Origin of the sequence: Microbacterium sp. Root322, assembly GCF_001425645.1 — a bacterium.
GTDB classification, from domain to species: Bacteria; Actinomycetota; Actinomycetes; order Actinomycetales; family Microbacteriaceae; genus Microbacterium; species Microbacterium maritypicum.
The window spans coordinates 984,576-1,001,143 of record NZ_LMCS01000002.1 but is presented as its reverse complement, the minus strand read 5'-3'; the positions used below and the strand labels follow the sequence as shown (position 1 = coordinate 1,001,143).

Sequence of the window (16,568 nt, the reverse complement as noted above, 5' to 3'; positions counted from 1 at the left end):
TCTCGGCTCGGGCCGTCTCAGTGAGAAACCGCTGCGGCATCCTGCCGCTCGATGAGCCGAGTGCTCCACGAGAAGTCGGACTCGGTGATGGTGTCGTCGCCGGGGACCTTGCCGTCGCGGTCCACGGCGTAGGAGAAGATGCCGGCCTTGGTCGCGCCCGTGGGCTGCCAGTCGGCGTAGCGGGCGGCGCGGGAGGCGTCGAAAGGCTCCGTCGTGTCGCCCCAGTCCTGTCCGCGCTCCTCGTAGAACGAGAACCCGATCAGGTACTGACACGCGTCGAAGTAGGGTGCGTAGCTCTCCCATGTCGATTGCAGCCCGGAGACCGAGCGGCCGTAGGACTGCACGAGGACGTAGGAGACGTAGGGGGCGATCCCGGCCGTGAGCGGGTGGGTGCCTTCCTGGTTCGTGTCGTAGATGAAGAGCCGGTCGGTGCCGGACTGCGGTCCGAGGTGCTCTGACAGGGCCCGGAAGACGCCAGTCACCCGAGCGACCTGGGCGGCCGTGAGAGAGCGCTCCATGTCGACGTCGAGTCCGTCGAGGCCGTCGTCGGTGACGTATTCGGCGAGGATCTCGTCAGCTGCCGCGGCATAGGCGGCCGGGGTGTCGGCCGCGGGTGCGTCGAGGATCACGCCGATGTCGACCGTGCGGACGACCCGAGTGCCCTGCGCATGCAGGTTCGGCACGTACTCGTTCTTCAGCACGTCCCAGAACCCGGAATCGTCGCTCACATAGGCGTTGAACACGAAGGCGACGTCCACGCCGTCGGGGAGATCGTCCATCCGCTGCGTGTTGTCCGCCGGGTTCTCCGGGTCGTTCTCGCTGCCCGGCCAGGAGGCGTTCGCGTCACGCCACGTGCGGTAGTAGGCGAAGTACTGCGGGTCGGCTGCGCACGAGGCGGCGGATGCGCCGTCCGTCGAGGCGGTGTCTCCGGTTGCGGTAGCGGACGCGGGCGCGACGGCCACCAGCAATGACGCGGCGAGCCCTGCGGCTGCTGCGGCGGACCATGACTTCTTCATCTTCACACTCCAGACTTCGTCGTCGGATCGCAGTGATTAAGCGATTTAGTAGCACGGTAGCAGCGTTGGGCTGTTGTGCACAGTCCAAGAACCGCCTCAGACCTGTATCGCTACAGTTGGGGCATGTCCAAAGCGAAGCGCGTGACCATCACGGACATCGCCCGGCTGGCAGGGGTGTCGCCGGGAGCCGTGTCCTTCGCGCTCAACGGCCGTCCGGGCGTCAGCGAGCAGACCCGGCAGCGCATCCTCGACATCGCCGAGGAGCACCAATGGCTCCCCAGCTCCGCCGCCAGGGCACTCGTGGGAGCCCGCGCCGGCGTCGTCGGATTCGCGGTCAACCGCCCAGCCGACACCCTCGGCACCGAAGCCTTCTTCACCGATCTGATCGCCGGAGCGCAGTCCGCTCTCGCCGCCAGACGCATCGCGATGCAGATGGTGCTCGTCTCCTCGATCGAAGAGGAGGTGGCGACCTACCGACGCTGGCGCAGTGCGAATCAGGTCGACGGAGTGATCGTGATCGACCCGCGAGACGACGATCCCCGCCTCCCCGTCCTGCGCGACCTGCCGCTCCCGGCGGTCGTGATCGGCAGTGACGCCTCGGAGGACGGGCACCCCGCGACGATCTGGCTGGATGACAGTCAGGTCGCCCACTCGCTCTTCGACTACCTCGTGGCCTTGGGGCACCGTTCGATCGCCTACGTCGCCGGGCCCGCCGAGTTCCAGCACACGCGTCTGCGCACCGATGTGCTCCACGGGCTGAGCGGCCGCGGCGTCACGGGCGAGACCATCGCCACCGACTTCTCGCCGGCCGCAGCCTCCGCCACCATGCGTCGTCTGCTGAGCCGTGCGGACCGGCCCACCGCCGTCGTGTTCGACAACGACGTGATGGCGATCGCCGGATTGCGCGTGGCTCAGGAGATGGGGCTGGCCGTGCCGTCCGATGTCTCCATCGCCTCGTTCGACGATTCCGTCGTCGCCGGACTCGTGCACCCTTCGATCACCTGCATCACCCGCGACACGTTCGGGCTCGGGGCGGATGCGGCGGAGTTCCTGCTCGAACAGATCGACGCCGCCGAGATGCTCCCCGATCGGGTGGCCGCAGTCCCGCAGCTCACGGTTCGCGAGAGCACGGCCGCGCCGCGCTGAGGGGGAAAGCTCAGACGACGGTGTTCCGTGAGGCATACTCGGTGCGCTCGACGACAGGTCTGATCAGTTCGGTGATCCCGCGCGCGGCGAGCACCTCGGGCCGGGCAGCGTCGCTCGACGTGACGATGGCGGGGTCCGCGCCCGCTTCGCAGGCGTCGACCCAGGCCTGGAAGATCGTGCCGCCGGGGCTCATCGCGCCGCGGCTGACGGGCGTGTCGTTCTCATCGGCCTCCACGACGATGCCGACGGGGCGGGCGGGGGCGGGTCTGCGCTCGCGCAGTTCGGGGATGAGCTCGGCGAAACGGCGGCCGATCGGCTTGGCCTCGCCGTTCTGATCCACGAGCCCGAGCGTGTACTCGAGCTCGGGGAAGTCGGCGAGACTGCGGCTCACGTCGTGCGAGCACCACCAGGTCACGCCCCAGAGGTTCTCGGTGCGGGCGACCGAGCGCAGGGTCGCCTCGAGGAAGTCGGGGGTCTGCGCGGGCGTCAGGCAGTTCGACGGGGCGCCGACCTCCTGCAGCCAGATGGGCTTCGCGGGGTCGGTGGCGAATCCGCGGGCGAGCTCGATCATGTACTCGGCGTGGCGGTCGGACGCCACCGACCGCCCGCCGTACCTCTGTGCGGTGCCGTTGAAGATCCACGAGTGCACGGTCGTGATGTCGCCCAGACGCGAGGCCAGTGCGGGGGTGAAGCCGTGTCCGTCCATGTACCAGGCGGCGTCGTATTCGCTGTGCACGTGCTGCTGCGCGGGGGCCGCGGCGTGCGCGGCGTCCAGGAGCGTCGTGATCCAGTTCGCGGCCTCCGCCTCGGTGACCGGCCACGGGGAGGGATGCGTCTGCGCCGAGAACTGGTTGGTCTCGTTGCCGAGCGTGAAGCCCAGGAAGTTGGAGGCGCCTCCGAGTCTCTCGCCGAGGCGGGTGACGAGTTCGGCTTGGCCGCTGAGTGCATCCGGGTGCGTGAACATGTTCTTGTCATGCCACGTGAACAGCCACGACGGGATGAAGTCGAAGCTCGACAGGTGCCCCTGGATCACGTCGACGCTCGCATCCAGCCCGAACTCGGCAGCGACATCGACCACGGCCCGCACGTCGTCGACGGCCTCGTCGCGGATCAGCGTGCGGTTCGGCTGCAGAACGGTCCACAGGGGGAAGATGCGCAGGTGGTCGAGGCCCAGGTCGGCGAGGGCGGCGAAGTCGCGGCGCACCTCGTCGAGATCCAGCGACATCCACGCGTGCATCCACTGGGAGCGCGGGGTGTAGTTGGCGCCGAAGCGCAGCGGGGCGGCGGAGGTGGTCATCGCTGTCCTTTCCGGGACCGACGGTGGGGGAGCGGCGTGCGGCGGGGCTGGACCCCGAGCGCGCCGTTATGGCATGCTATGGTCACTATATCGTTTTAGTAGGGGTTGTCACAGCGACTCGAACGAGACGCCGCAGCCTGGATCACTTCGAAGGAGAATGTCCATGAAGATCCGCACCAGTGTCGCCGCAGGCATCGCGGTGGCCACAGCATTCGCGCTCACGGCCTGCACGGGCGGAGCCCCGACCTCCGGCGGATCGGCCGCGGACGGGGAGGTGGGGGGAGAGATCTCCTTCCAGACCTGGTCGCTCAAGAACGACAAGTTCACCCCGTACTTCGAGGGCGTCATCGATGCCTTCGAGAAGGAGAACCCCGGCACCACGGTGAAGTGGATCGACCAGCCCGCCGACGGGTATGAGGACAAGATCCTGCAGCAGGCCGAGTCCGGCGAGCTGCCCGACGTCATCAACCTCCCGCCCGAGTATGCCTACTCGTTGGCCTCGGCGGACCAGCTGCTCGACCTGGGCAGCGCCTCGAAGGTCATCGGCGACTACGTCGACGGCGGTGTCGAGGCCTACACCTACGACGGCATCGACGGGTCGTTCGGCTTCCCGTGGTACCTCGGCACCGAGCTCAACTACTGGAACACGGCGCTGCTCGCGCAGGGAGGCGTCACCGCGACTCCGCAGACGTTCGAGGAGACGATGGATGCGGCCGAGCAGCTCGCCGCCGCCGGCATCCAGACCATCTCCGACGTGCCGAGCCCTAAATCGCTCCAGATCATGGTGTCCGACGGCGGAGGCACGCAGGATGTGTACAAGGACGGGAAGTTCGTCTTCAACACTCCCGAGGCCGTCGCGATCGTCGAGCGCTATGCGCAGCTCTACAAGGCCGGCGCGATCTCGCCGGAGGCGCTGCAGAACGCCGGCACCGCGAACGCCAACATCAACAACTTCAACAAGGGCACGGTGGCCTGGGCGACCGCAGGCCCGAACTACATCGACAAGGACATCGCGGTCAACGCCCCGACCCTGCTCCCCGACGTCGACGTGACCAACGGCTTCGGCAACCCGCCGCTGTTCGTGCAGGGCATCAGCGTCTCGGCGAACTCCGACAACGCCGCCACCGCTGTGGCCTTCGCCGAGTTCCTCACGAACACCGACAACCAGATCGAGTTCGTGAAGCTCGCCACCGGGTTCTTCCCCGGCACCAAGGCCGCGAACGAGGACCCGTCGGTGTTCGCCGAGACCGCCCAGAACGAGATGCAGGCCACGGCCAACGACCTCGCCGCCTCGCAGATGAACGACGCGCGGATGCTCGGCGCCCCGCAGTTCACCGAGGCCATGGAGACCTACGCCAAGCAGCAGATCGCTCTCGCGGTCAAGGGCGACATCACGGCGCAGGAGGCCCTGGACAAGGCGGTCGAGTACGCGGAGCAGAACGTCGTCGGCTGAGCCGATGACGCGGAGATGAAGGGGGTGGATGCCTCATGAGACGACAGCGCTGGTACACGCCGTACCTGCTCGTGCTCCCCGGTGTGATCTGGGTGTTCGTGTTCGCCCTCTGGCCGTTCCTGAACACGATCGCCCTCGCGTTCACGGATGCCCGCCCCCTTCGTCCCGCGCAGTTCGTGGGACTCGACAACTTCGAGAAGATGCTCGGCGACGACCGGTTCGGCTATGCGCTGACGACGTCGCTCGTCTACGTCGTGGTCTGCGTGCCGCTGCTGACGTTCCTCCCGCTGCTGCTCGCGCTCCTCGTGCACAGCAAAATCCCGGCGATCGGCTTCTTCCGCACCACGTTCTACTTCCCCGTGATCGCATCGGCGGTCGTGGTGGCGATCGTGTGGGAGTTCCTGTTCTCCGGAAGCGGCACGATCAACTCGGCGCTGAGCTTCTTCGGGCTGATCGATCGGCCCGTCGAGTTCCTCTCCGATCGGTGGCTCCTGATCGGCTGCGCCATCGGACTCACGGTCTGGAAGGGGCTCGGGTACTACATGGTCGTGTACCTCGCCGCGCTCGGAAACGTTGGACGTGAGCTGCATGAGGCCGCGGCGATGGACGGAGCCGGACGCTGGCGCCGCTTCTGGTCCGTCACCGTTCCGGGTGTGCGCGGTCCGATGATGCTCGTCTCGGTGCTGGTGTGCGTGGGAGCGATGCGGGTGTTCACCGAGCTGTACGTGCTCTCGGGCGGCTCCGGCGGCCCCGGCGGACAAGCGATGAGCATGGTCATGCTCATCCAATCGATGGGCAAGGGTCTCAACGGTCAGGTCGGCTACGCATCGGCCATCTCGCTCGTGCTGTTCCTGCTCACCCTGGTGCCCCTGGCGATCGTGGGCGTCGCGAACAACAGCGACACGATCAAGGAAGCCCTCGCCGGACGGCGCGCGGCCAAGGACGCGAAGCTCGCCAGACTCGCGGCGGCAGAGGAGGCCAGGCGATGACGACGACGCGAGCGATGGTCACTCAGGAGAGCACCCCGAAGGAGCGGCGCGATCGGCCCTACCGCACGCGCGGTTCCGCCGACATCATGAAGCCGTCGCTCGGCGGTCTGATCGGCAAGTACGCGCTGCTCATCGGCGTGCTCGCCATCATGGTCTTCCCGTTCCTGTGGCAGATGTCGACCTCGTTCAAGGGCGCCGCCGAGAACATCTACGACTTTCCGCCGTCGCTGATCCCGAACGCGCCGACCCTCGACAACTACGCCGAGGTGTTCCGCACGATCCCGGTGCTCGACTACGCGTGGCACTCGCTCCTCGTGGGCGTCGGCACCGTGCTCACCAACGTGGTCTTCGCCACGATCGGCGGCTATGCGCTGGGCACCATGAAGTTCCGCGGCAAGTGGATCGTGCTCGCGATCTTCTTCTCGACGCTGCTCCTGCCCGGCGAGGTCACGCTGACGAGCCAGTACCTCACGGTCAAGTCGCTCGGCCTCGCGAACACCCTGTGGGGCGTGTTCCTCCCCGGAGCCATCGCGGCGATCAACGTGCTGCTGATGATGGCCGCCTGCCGCATGATCCCCCCTGACACCCTGGATGCGGCGACCATCGACGGCGCCAACACGATGCAGCGTCTGCGCCACATCGTGTGGCCGAACGTCCGCGGCATGGTCTCGGTCGTCGCGCTGTTCGCCTTCATCGGCGCCTGGGACGACTTCCTCTGGCCTCTGGTCGTGCTGTCGGATCCCGCGAACTACACGCTGACCGTCGGCATGCAGTATCTGAGCTCGAACTTCGCCGCGAATCCGCGCGTGATCGCGGCGGGGACGATGATCGCGCTGGTGCCGATCATCCTGCTGTTCGCGGTACTGCAGCGGCAGTTCTTCAAGGGCGTCGAAGAGGGAAGCGTCAAGGGGTGACTGCACTGCACGACACCGGCCGCGCCGACAGCCCGCATCCCTGGCTCGCGATCCCGCAGCCGACGACGGCGGAGCTGTCGAGCGGCGCATGGAGACCCTCCACGGTCAGGGTCACGGCCGATGACCCGATGCTCGCTCGGGAGGCGGAGCGGTTGACCCGGGAGCTCGCAGCCCTTGGCATCCCGGACGGCGAAGGCTCTGTCGTGCGTGTGCGGCGAGACGACAGGGCCGACGAATCGTTCGAGATCACGGTCGGCGAGGACATCGCGGTGTCCGCAGGCACCGCGGCCGGGGCGTTCCGGGCGACACGTCAGCTGCTGCACAACCTGCGGGCGCAGGGCCTCGTGCCGCACGGCCGGGTCTGCTCCGCGCCCGTGGTCACGGAGCGCGGGTTCCACCTCGACGCCGCCCGCAAGCACTTCCCCGCGCCGTGGATCGTCGACCTGCTGCACGCGCTCGCCGACGTCGGCGTCACGACCTTCCAATGGCACGTGTCCGAGAACGAGGGCTTCCGGATCGGCTCGGAGGCCTTCCCCGAGATCGTCTCGAGCGCTCATGTCACCCGTGCCGAGGCCCTGGTCGTGGCCGACACCGCCGCCGACCTGCACATCGACCTCGTGCCCTCCCTCGACATGCCGGGCCACCTCCGCCACGCCCTCGCCGCGCATCCGTATCTCCGGCTGCCGGACGCCGGCGGCCTGCCGACCGATCATGCGCTGGACATCACCAGCGCCGCGGCGATCGACTTCGCTGCGGCGCTGATCGACGACGTCGCCGCGCTGTTCCCGCGCAGCACGCGCTGGCACCTCGGCGGCGACGAATTCGTCGACTTCGCGCGCATCGAGGAGTATCCCGCGCTGGCCGCCGCCGCCAGGGAGAAGCACGGGCCCCGCGCCACCGGCTTCGACCTGCTGACCGCGTTCGTGAACGCCCTGTCGGCGCACCTCCGTGCACGCGGCCTCGCCGCGCGCGTCTGGAATGACGGGATGCTCCGCAGCGACACCGTCGCCCTCGATCCGGAGCTCGTGCTGACCTGGTGGACGAACTGGCACGTCGACATGCGGCCGCTCGCCGCCGCCGTCGACGCGGGGAACCCCCTCGTGAACTTCCACGACGCGCTGTTGTACTACGTCCTCGGAGAGAAGGCGGGCTACACGTATCCGACGAGCGCGCGCATCTGGGAGTCCGAGTGGCACCCGGGTCTGTTCCCCGCGCTCCCGGACGGCACCCGGCAGGAGATCCCGATGCCCTACCCCGCTCGGCTCCTCGGGGCCTCGTTCTCCGTCTGGTCCGACGATGCTTCGGCGCAGACCCCCGAAGAGGTCGCCGACGGCGTCCGCAGGCCGCTGCGGGCGATGGCCGAGCGCGCATGGAACGGCATCAGCGCACTCTCGCACGATCAGTTCTGCGAGATCGACGCGGCGATCGGTGTCGCGACCGCCCCGGCGCCGTGCGCCCGGTAGCGTCGAGCCGTCTGCACCGATCCGAGTCATCCCTGTTCAGAACCCCGTCCCCCACCCACCGTCGAGCCCGGAGACCCACCCATGCATGACGACACCTCGCTCACCGTCGGCCGCGTCAAGCGCGTGCTCGAGGAGCGCATCCGCCCCGCGATCCACTCCGCTTCCGTGCCGCTGGGCGTCGAGATCCGCGAGCTGCCAGGGGAGCCCATCGCTCCTGCCGAGGGACTCGCGCTCGACTTCGAGCCCGGTGCGGTCGGCGCTCCTTGGGGGCCGGCCTGGGGCACCACCTGGTTCAAGCTCACCGGCCGTGTGCCCGCCGAGTGGGCGGGGCGTCGTGTCGAGGCCCTCATCGATCTCGGCTTCGACGTGAACATGACCGGCTTCCAGTGCGAGGCGCTGGCCTATCGCCGGGGTGCCGCGGATTCCGACCCGGTCCCCGTGAAGAGCATCAATCCGCGCAACCAGTGGGTGCCGATCGCCGAGGCCGCCGCGGGCGAAGAGCCCGTCGAGCTGTACCTCGAAGCGGCATCCAACCCGGTGCTGCTGGACTACCACCCCTTCCTGCCGACGCAGGAGGGCGACATCCTCACCTCCTCGAAGGAGCCGCTCTACCGCACGCGCCGGATGGATCTGGCGGTGTTCGAGGAGGAGGTCTTCGACCTCTCCCTCGACCTGGAGGTACTGTTCGAGCTGCAGGCCGAGCTGCCGGCGACCTCGCCACGGCGCATGCGCATCCTGCAGGCCATGGACGACGCGCTCGATGTGCTCGACCTGCAGCGCATCGTGGCGACCGCGCCCGCCGCCCGCGCCCGCCTCGCCGACGTGCTCGCCGCGCCCGCCGAGGCGAGTGCGCACCGCATCTCGGCCGTCGGACACGCGCACATCGACTCGGCGTGGCTGTGGCCGGTGCGGGAGACGATCCGCAAGGTCGCGCGCACCACGTCGTCGATGACGACGCTCATCGACGAGCATCCGCAGTTCCAGTACGGCATGTCGAGCGCGCAGCAGTACGCGTGGATCAAGGAGCACCGCCCCGAGGTGTGGGAGCGCGTCAAGGCCGCGGTCGCCGCGGGGCGCTTCCTGCCGCTCGGCGGCATGTGGGTCGAGTCCGACACCGTGATGCCGACGGGGGAGTCGCTCGTGCGGCAGTTCTCGCACGGACAGCGGTTCTTCGAGCGCGAATTCGGCATCCGCTCGAAGGGCGTCTGGCTGCCGGACAGCTTCGGGTACTCGCCGGCCCTGCCGCAGCTGATGCGCCGCGCCGGGTTCGAGTGGTTCTTCACGCAGAAGATCTCCTGGAACCAGCAGAACGTCTTCCCGCACCACTCCTTCCTGTGGGAGGGCATCGACGGTTCGCAGGTGTTCACGCACTTCCCCTCGATGGACACCTACAACTCGCAGCTCAGCGGCATGGAGGTCGCGAAGGCCGCGCGCCAGTTCAAGGAGAACCGCCTCAGCTCGCGGTCGATCGCCCCGGTCGGCTGGGGTGACGGCGGCGGTGGAACGACCCGCGAGATGACGGGCAAGGCCGAGCGCCTGCGCGACCTTGAGGGCAGCGCGCAGGTCGTGTGGGAGCACCCGGACGACTTCTTCGACGCCGCCAAGGCCGAGCTGCCGAACCCGGCGGTGTGGGTCGGCGAGCTGTACCTCGAGCTGCACCGCGGAACGCTCACCAGCCAGCACGCTACCAAGGCGCTGCACCGGTGGGCGGAGCACGCGCTGATCGAGGCCGAGCTGTGGGCGGCGACCGATGCCGTGCGCACCGGAGCCGCGTATCCGCAGGCCGAGTTCGACCGGCTGTGGCAGGCCGTGCTGCTGCACGAGTTCCACGACATCCTTCCCGGCACCTCGATCGCGTGGGTGCATCGTGAAGCTGTCGCGGTGCTGTCGGATGTGCTGTCGGATGCTCGCGACATCGCGGTTGCCGCCCGCCGTTCGCTCGCCGGCGAGGGTGATCGCGAGCTGCGGTTCGAGCCGACGTCGGTGGGGAGCGGTCGCGCGCTCGGCGCGGCGTTCGTCTCCGAGTCGACCGCCGCTGCGGTCTCGCTCACCGAGGAAGACGGCGGCTGGCGCCTGGAGAACGAACTCGTCTCGGTGCTGGTGTCGGGCGAAGGTCTGATCGTCTCGGCCGTCGACAAGGCCACCGGACGTGACGCCGTCGCGCCGGGCAAGGCCGCGAACCTGTTCCAGCTGCACCAGGACTTCCCGAACATGTGGGATGCGTGGGACATCGACCGGTACTACCTGGGCAGCGTCGACGACCTCACGGCCGTCTCGTCGATCGAGGCTTCGATGGTCGGCGGCTCCGCCCGGATCGTGGTCGTGCGTCCGTTCTCGGAGTCGACCATCGAGCAGACGATCATCCTCCAGCCGGAGTCGCGTACCGTGCTGCTGCGCAACGAGATCGACTGGCACGAGACCGAGAAGCTGCTCAAGCTCGCCTTCCCGCTCGACATCCAGGCCGCGCACACCGACGCCGAGACCCAGTTCGGCTACCAGTCGCGCGTCACGCACACGAACACGAGCTGGGAGGCCGCGAAGTTCGAGACCTCGATGCACCGCTTCGTGCTGGTGCGCGAGCAGGACTTCGGCGTCGCGCTCGTGAACGACTCGATCTACGGCTACGACACCTCGCGTGAGGTGTCGGACGACGCGGTCGCGACGACCGTGCGGCTCTCGCTGCTGCGCGCTCCACGCTTCCCCGACCCCGACACGGATCACGGCCGTCACGCGATCGAGGTCGGCTTCGTGATCGGTGCGGATGCGGCGATCGCGACGGCCGAGGGCATCCGGATCAACTCCCTCCCGTCCGTCCTGCACGGTGCGCGCGAGGTGGAGCCGCTGGTGTCGGCGCAGGGCGAGGGGCTCGTGGTGTCGGCGGTCAAGCTCGCCGACGACGGCTCGGGCGACGTGATCGTTCGCGTGTACGAGGCGCTCGGGCGCCGTGCGATCGGCGAGCTCTCGGTCGGGTTCGACCACCGCGAGGTGCGCGAGGTGAGCCTGATCGAAGACGACATCGACGACGCCCGGACCGGTGGAGAGTTGAAGCTGCGTCCGTTCGAGGTGCGGACGCTGCGCATCGTGCGCTGAGAGGGGCGTCCTGGTCGGGAGTCGTCAGAGGGACGCGCGGAAGGCCTCGTAGTCGGCGAGCGACACCGCGGCGTAGGCGCGGGCCCACTCGAGCAGCGCCTGCCCGAGCACCCGCCCGTTGCCGATGTAGCCGGCGACCTCGGTGGCTGTCAGCGACTGGCTGTGGGCGCGGGCGATGGTCGCGGCGCACGCCTGCCCGTACGTGATGAACGGCCCGTCGTCGAGGTCTTCGACGTCGATGCTGCCCTTCATGTCGTGGAACTGCCGCACGTAGAAGTCGGCGTTCGTGTTGCGCATGTGCCCGAGGAACGGGTCGGAGAGGGCCTGCAGGATGCGCTGCATCGCGACGACGCGCGCTCCTTCGCCGTCGGCGTCGATCACCTCCTGCAGCGCGGTCGGCTGGGGGATGCGGCCGTACTCCACCAGCACGCTCTGCGACGCCTGCTTCGGCTGCATCAGGATCGTGGCCCCCTCTCCATCCTGGAAGAGCACCAGGTAGCAGCGCGTGCCCACGCTGCCGACGCCGACCACGCGGCGTGCGACGTCGCTCACGGTGAAGTGGTCGAACAGCAGGGCGACGTCGGGGCTCGTGGTGCGGCGATACTGCGACAGCAGATCGTGCACGGCGTCGAGGAGTGCGGGGCCGACCGCGGTGGTGGTCGGTTCGTCGGGCACGAAGCGACGGCGGCCGTCGGCATCCTCCACCGTGAGCCGGCGCACCGCACGCTCGCCGGTGCGTCGCTCCGCCTGCTTCACCGCCCGGCGGATCGCCTTCTGCGAGGCCTTGTCGAGCATGGTCCGTGACGAGGCGACGTCGAAGTGCGTGAAGTAGCGGGCGGTCGGGCTCAGCTCGGTCGCGCGTGCGATGCCGCGGGCGTAGCCGGAGACGGCGGTGAGGACGGCGGTGTCGATGACCTCATCGGAGCGGCCGCTCGCCCTGCCTCCGACGACGATGCTCGCGACGAGCCTCTTCACATCCCACTCCCACGGCGCCCATGCGGCTTCATCGAAGTCGTTGAGGTCGAACATCAGTCGTCGTTCGGCCGAGGCGTAGAACCCGAAGTTCGACACGTGGGCGTCGCCGCAGGAGGCGACGAGGATGCCGCTGTGCGGCGCATCCGCGAGGTCGGCGGCCATCAGGGCCGCGGTACCGCGATAGAACGCGAAGGGACTCGTCGACATGCGTTCGGCTCGCAGGGGGAGCAGCTCGGGGATGCGGGAGCTGTTCTGTGCGGCCAGGATGCCGAGGGGATCGCGCGTGCCGCTCGCGAGTTCGGCGAGGGCGCGTCGTGGCGCGCGCTTTCGGGCCTCCTCGCCGCGTTCGAGGAGTTCGCGATGCGACAGCGGGCGTGTCCAGGCGGGGAGCATGAGGACATTGTGGCAGGACCGCGGGCACGGAGCCCGGGTCTGCACGCTCAGGCGGGATCGAGTCGCAGCACGTCGGGCGATTCCCCACCCGCGAGGTCGTCGGCGATGCGGAGGCTGCGCGCCAGGTCGTCGAGTGCACCGATCAGCGTGCCGAAGCGTTCCTTGTCGCTGCACACCGCCGTCAGGGTGACCAGGTGCGTTCCCGTGTCCCAGGTGTAGGTCGCGAAGGGCGGTGACGCCGGCGAGGGCGGCATCGGGACCAGCAGTTTCTCGCCCACCCCGAGCCGGGTGGGGAACGACTCGGTGTCGTCGTAGTCCATCGGCATGGATGCGCGTGCGATGCGCACGTCCGGGGTGAGCACCTGCGCGGTCGCCATCGCCACGATCAGTTCGGGCTCCGCCTTCCACGTCCACACCAGCACGCGGCCGTCCGCGCGCTTCATGAGCATCGGCGCCGCCTGGCTCATCGCCCACGCGCCGAACTTCGAGCCCGGCCGCTCGGTCGCACCGACGGCCGCGTTCACCTGGCCGAGCAGCATCCGGATCGCTGCCTTGCGGTGGCGGCGCCCCTTCCAGCCGAGCGAGTCCGTCACGGGAATCCACAGCTGGGGATCGGCCTCGGCAGTCAGTCGCATGGCTCCACGGTATCGGCTGCGCCTGGGCGATGCCCGGTACGCCTCGGCCGTGCGATCAGGCCCCTCGGGTAGAGTGGCCAGCGCCCGACCAGGGCTCTTCCTTGGCCGCCACATCGTAAGGCAGCATGTCTGTGACCTCCTCCGACGATCCGATCGATCCGTCGAGCGGCCCCGCCGCCGAATCCTCGCCCCGACCGTTGAAGATCGTGATCGGCTGCGACACCTTCTCGCCCGACATCAACGGCGCCGCCCGCTTCGCCGAGCGTCTCGCCGCCGGCCTGGTGCAGCGCGGCCACGACGTGCACGTCGTGGCACCCAACCAGGCGTATCGGCGTACGCAGCCGCACACCGAGGTGATCGAGGGCGAGCCGATGACCCTGCACCGGCTGCCGTCGCTGCGCTGGGCTCCGCACGACTGGCTGCGGTTCGTGTGGCCGTGGCGCTCGAAGCACTATGCACGCAAGGTTCTCGACCAGGTGCAGCCGGATGTCGTGCACATCCAGTCGCACATCGTGATCGGTCGCGGGCTCGCGTACATCGCGAACGAACGCGGCATCCCGGTCATCGCGACCAACCACGTGATGGCCGAGAACATCCTCGACCACACGACGATGCCGAAGTTCATCGACGACCTGGTGCTCAAGTTCGCCTGGGCGGATGCGAAGCGCACGTTCGACATGACCCGCGCCATCACCACGCCCACGCGCCGCGCCGCCGACTTCCTCGAGAAGACCGTCGAGGTGGAGGGCGTCATCCCGGTCAGCTGCGGCATCGACCGCACGCAGTACACGCCGGTGATCGCCCCGCGCGAGAAGAACAGGATCATCTTCGTCGGCAGGCTCACCGCCGAGAAGCAGGTCGAGGTCATCCTCAAGGCGATGACGAAGCTCGACCCGGCACTCGCCACGACGTTCGACATCGTCGGCGGCGGCGATCAGCGCAAGCAGCTGGAGCATCTGACGGCGCAGCTCGGCCTGGCCGATCGCGTCACCTTCCATGGCCGCACGAGCGATGAGGAGCTTCGCGCGCTGCTCTCGCGAGCGAGCCTGTTCGTGATCGCCTCGATCGCCGAGCTGCAGTCGATCGCGACCATGGAGGCGATGGCCTCGGCCCTGCCGATCGTCGCCGCGGATGCCGTCGCCCTCCCGCACCTCGTGCACGACGGCGAGAACGGGTACCTGTTCGAGCCCGGGAACGTCGATGAGCTCGCCGCACGTCTGGCCGACGTGCTCACCGCGGAGCCTGCGGAGTACGAGCGGATGCAGCGTGCCTCGCTCGACGGCGTCGCGATCCACGACATCAACCGCACCCTCGACACGTTCGAGGCGCTGTACCGCGACGAGCCGCTGCCGGAGTAGCCCGCCATGCACATCGTCTTCTTCGGCGATCAGCACCTCGACTCCCTCGGCGGAGCGCAGGTGTCGATGCGACTCCAGCGCGAGTTCCTCGAGCGCGCCGGACACACCGTCACGGTCGTCGCTCCGAAGATGCACGGGTCGCGCTCCTCGTCCGGCTCGCACGGCGGGGCGTACGTCGATCTGCCCTCGATGCCGATCACGAGCGACCGCGAGTACTCGATGAGCTGGCCGGGTCGCGCGACCGACCGTTTCCTCGACAAGGCCATGACCCGCCGGCCGCCCGTGGAACTGGTGCATGTCCAGGCCGACTTCTGGGGCGCGTTCATCGGGCACCGCTACGCGCAGCGTCACGGCATCCCCGTCGTGCACACGATGCACAACCGGGTCGATGTCGGCATCGCGGCCGTCACTCCGCTGCACCGTCCGGTGCTCGCCGCATTGAACATGTGGCGCGGCATCGCGATGCGCGGCGTCGCCACGAGCAGCGGTCGCGACCGGGTGCGCGGCAGCGACGGGTGGGCGTTCCTGCGCGGCCTGGCCGCCGGGGCCTCCGCCGTCACGGCGCCGTCGACGCACTTCGCCCGACGCCTCGAGCAGCACGACGTCTTCCCTCACGTCGACGTGATCTGGAACGGCATCGACGACGACCTGCGCGCGCAGACGCTGGCACAGGGCCCCGCCGAGCGTGCCCCCGGGCGTCCACGGTTCGTCTGGCTCGGTCGGATGAGCCCCGAGAAGCGGCTGCTGCCGTTCCTCGAGGCGTTCGTCGCCTCGGGGGTCGACGCCGACCTGGAGATCATCGGTGGCGGGGCCCAGCGTGCGGCCGCCGAGAAGATCGTCCGCGGACGCGACGGCGTGCACTTCGCCGGACGGCTCACCTACCCGCAGACCCTGGCGCGGATCGCCGCCGCCGACGCGCTGGTGCAGACGTCGATCGGCTTCGAGACCCAGGGGATGACCCCGTTCGAAGCCGCCACGCTGGGGACGCCGTCGGTGATCTGCGACCCCGACATCGCCGCCGAGCTGGGGGGCGGGCTCTGGGCTGTTCCTGATGCGGCCGGTGAAGACCGGCGGACCGCCGCGCTCGCCGAGACCCTGCGGCGGGCCGCATCCGACATCGCCGACGGCACGGCTCCGACGCCCCTTCCGGGGGTCGCCGAGGCGTTCCGGCAGTCATCGCGCACGGCGGCGATGGTCGAGGTCTACGAGCGGGTGCTCGCCGGCGGCTGACCCGGCGGCTTCCCGGAGCGGGCGCCGGCTCAGTAGTACTGGTACAGGGCGATCGTGAGACCGGTGAATGCGAGCCCGATGGCACCGGCTCCGGCCACCCCGATGGCGATCCCGGCGAGCAGTCGCGCGGAGGAACGGCGCACCGCCACCAGTGCCAGCACCAGCGCCACGACGTAGGTGAAGAAGCTGAGGATGCCGATGCCGTTGTCGAGGGCGAGCATGAACTCGAACCCTCCGTCGCCGCTGTAGACCAGCGGCCGGGCGACGGCACTGAACAGGTTGACGGCGAGAGTGGCCACCGCGATCACGAAGGCCGTGACGCCGAGCGGGTTGCCCTCACGGGCCTGAGGCCGGTACGCGAGGTGACCGGGGAACAGCGGGCTCGCGGGCGGGGAGGCCGGGGAACCGGGCGCGGGCGTCGGGTACGCGGTCGGGTGTGCCGTGGGAGGAGCCGGGGCTCCGGCAGCTGGGGCGGGGTGCTGCGCGGCGGTCGAATATGGCGGAGCGGTGGGGTGCGGGACCGCCGGGTACTGCGGCGCGGCGGGCAGATGCACGGCGGGCGGAACGGGAGGCTGCTGAGGCTCGCTCATGACGACGAGCGTAGCCCCG

General features: G+C 69.1%; 13 protein-coding genes. 8 read left to right on the top strand and 5 right to left on the bottom strand.

Annotation, left to right across the window (positions count from 1 at the left end; all coding sequences use genetic code 11):
- Positions 1–17: 17 nt before the first annotated feature.
- Positions 18–1,016, bottom strand: a complete 999-nt coding sequence (locus ASC55_RS09695; RefSeq protein WP_157559426.1) for an EndoS/ChiA family endoglycosidase — start codon at positions 1,014–1,016, stop codon at positions 18–20.
- Positions 1,017–1,139: 123 nt separating this feature from the next.
- On the opposite strand from ASC55_RS09695, the gene ASC55_RS09690 reads away from it, so the two are divergent.
- Positions 1,140–2,162, top strand: a complete 1,023-nt coding sequence (locus ASC55_RS09690) for a LacI family DNA-binding transcriptional regulator (RefSeq protein WP_055874829.1) — start codon at positions 1,140–1,142, stop codon at positions 2,160–2,162.
- A 10-nt stretch (positions 2,163–2,172) separates the two neighbouring features.
- Here the strand turns inward: ASC55_RS09690 and ASC55_RS09685 are convergent, their stop codons facing one another.
- Complete coding sequence (locus tag ASC55_RS09685) at positions 2,173–3,459, bottom strand: glycoside hydrolase 5 family protein (RefSeq protein WP_055874827.1); 1,287 nt, start codon at positions 3,457–3,459, stop codon at positions 2,173–2,175.
- A gap of 163 nt (positions 3,460–3,622) precedes the next feature.
- Here ASC55_RS09685 and ASC55_RS09680 point away from each other — a divergent pair, with 163 nt between their 5' ends.
- The 5 genes from ASC55_RS09680 to ASC55_RS09660 all read left to right on the top strand — a co-directional run bounded on the left by ASC55_RS09680 (position 3,623) and on the right by ASC55_RS09660 (position 11,368).
- Entirely contained in the window at positions 3,623–4,912 is a 1,290-nt protein-coding gene (locus ASC55_RS09680) for an ABC transporter substrate-binding protein (RefSeq protein WP_055874825.1), read from the top strand.
- 35 nt (positions 4,913–4,947) lie between these two features.
- Positions 4,948–5,901, top strand: a complete 954-nt coding sequence (locus tag ASC55_RS09675) for a carbohydrate ABC transporter permease (protein ID WP_055866286.1) — start codon at positions 4,948–4,950, stop codon at positions 5,899–5,901.
- The gene (locus tag ASC55_RS09670) at positions 5,898–6,815 is read left to right on the top strand and encodes a carbohydrate ABC transporter permease (protein WP_055874823.1); all 918 of its coding nucleotides are present in this window, start codon (positions 5,898–5,900) and stop codon (positions 6,813–6,815) included. The genes ASC55_RS09675 and ASC55_RS09670 overlap by 4 nt, the downstream gene beginning before the upstream one ends.
- The gene (locus tag ASC55_RS09665; RefSeq protein WP_055874819.1) at positions 6,812–8,278 is read left to right on the top strand and encodes a family 20 glycosylhydrolase; all 1,467 of its coding nucleotides are present in this window, start codon (positions 6,812–6,814) and stop codon (positions 8,276–8,278) included. Before ASC55_RS09670 ends, ASC55_RS09665 begins: the two co-directional genes overlap by 4 nt.
- An 81-nt stretch (positions 8,279–8,359) precedes the next feature.
- The gene (locus tag ASC55_RS09660) at positions 8,360–11,368 is read left to right on the top strand and encodes an alpha-mannosidase (RefSeq protein ID WP_055874816.1); all 3,009 of its coding nucleotides are present in this window, start codon (positions 8,360–8,362) and stop codon (positions 11,366–11,368) included.
- Between the two features lie 24 nt (positions 11,369–11,392).
- Here ASC55_RS09660 and ASC55_RS09655 read toward each other — a convergent pair whose 3' ends face one another.
- Positions 11,393–12,736 carry a DUF2252 domain-containing protein gene (locus tag ASC55_RS09655; protein WP_055874812.1) on the bottom strand — a complete coding sequence of 448 codons (1,344 nt, stop codon included), beginning with the start codon at positions 12,734–12,736 and terminating at the stop codon, positions 11,393–11,395.
- Between the two features lie 47 nt (positions 12,737–12,783).
- Positions 12,784–13,371: a hypothetical protein gene (locus ASC55_RS09650; RefSeq protein ID WP_055866278.1), complete on the bottom strand. Its 588-nt coding sequence runs from the start codon at positions 13,369–13,371 to the stop codon at positions 12,784–12,786.
- Positions 13,372–13,496: 125 nt separating this feature from the next.
- On the opposite strand from ASC55_RS09650, the gene ASC55_RS09645 reads away from it, so the two are divergent.
- Positions 13,497–14,729, top strand: coding sequence for a glycosyltransferase (locus ASC55_RS09645; protein WP_055874809.1), 1,233 nt, complete (start codon positions 13,497–13,499; stop codon positions 14,727–14,729).
- A 6-nt stretch (positions 14,730–14,735) separates the two neighbouring features.
- Complete coding sequence (locus ASC55_RS09640; protein ID WP_055874806.1) at positions 14,736–15,959, top strand: glycosyltransferase; 1,224 nt, start codon at positions 14,736–14,738, stop codon at positions 15,957–15,959.
- Positions 15,960–15,988: 29 nt separating this feature from the next.
- Here ASC55_RS09640 and ASC55_RS09635 read toward each other — a convergent pair whose 3' ends face one another.
- A complete protein-coding gene (locus tag ASC55_RS09635) occupies positions 15,989–16,549 on the bottom strand; it encodes a hypothetical protein (RefSeq protein ID WP_055874802.1) in 561 nt (186 codons plus the stop codon).
- Between the last annotated feature and the right edge of the window lie 19 nt (positions 16,550–16,568).

Excerpts from the sequence above, each read along its gene's own strand:
- ASC55_RS09660 (WP_055874816.1), top strand. The coding sequence starts at position 8,360 with ATGCATGACGACACCTCGCTCACCGTCGGCCGCGTCAAGCGCGTGCTC.
- ASC55_RS09655 (WP_055874812.1), bottom strand. The coding sequence starts at position 12,736 with ATGCTCCCCGCCTGGACACGCCCGCTGTCGCATCGCGAACTCCTCGAA.
- ASC55_RS09685 (WP_055874827.1), bottom strand. The coding sequence starts at position 3,459 with ATGACCACCTCCGCCGCCCCGCTGCGCTTCGGCGCCAACTACACCCCG.
- ASC55_RS09635 (WP_055874802.1), bottom strand. The coding sequence starts at position 16,549 with ATGAGCGAGCCTCAGCAGCCTCCCGTTCCGCCCGCCGTGCATCTGCCC.
- ASC55_RS09645 (WP_055874809.1), top strand. The coding sequence starts at position 13,497 with ATGTCTGTGACCTCCTCCGACGATCCGATCGATCCGTCGAGCGGCCCC.
- ASC55_RS09690 (WP_055874829.1), top strand. The coding sequence starts at position 1,140 with ATGTCCAAAGCGAAGCGCGTGACCATCACGGACATCGCCCGGCTGGCA.
- ASC55_RS09680 (WP_055874825.1), top strand. The coding sequence starts at position 3,623 with ATGAAGATCCGCACCAGTGTCGCCGCAGGCATCGCGGTGGCCACAGCA.
- ASC55_RS09670 (WP_055874823.1), top strand. The coding sequence starts at position 5,898 with ATGACGACGACGCGAGCGATGGTCACTCAGGAGAGCACCCCGAAGGAG.
- ASC55_RS09695 (WP_157559426.1), bottom strand. The coding sequence starts at position 1,016 with ATGAAGAAGTCATGGTCCGCCGCAGCAGCCGCAGGGCTCGCCGCGTCA.
- ASC55_RS09675 (WP_055866286.1), top strand. The coding sequence starts at position 4,948 with ATGAGACGACAGCGCTGGTACACGCCGTACCTGCTCGTGCTCCCCGGT.
- ASC55_RS09650 (WP_055866278.1), bottom strand. The coding sequence starts at position 13,371 with ATGCGACTGACTGCCGAGGCCGATCCCCAGCTGTGGATTCCCGTGACG.
- ASC55_RS09640 (WP_055874806.1), top strand. The coding sequence starts at position 14,736 with ATGCACATCGTCTTCTTCGGCGATCAGCACCTCGACTCCCTCGGCGGA.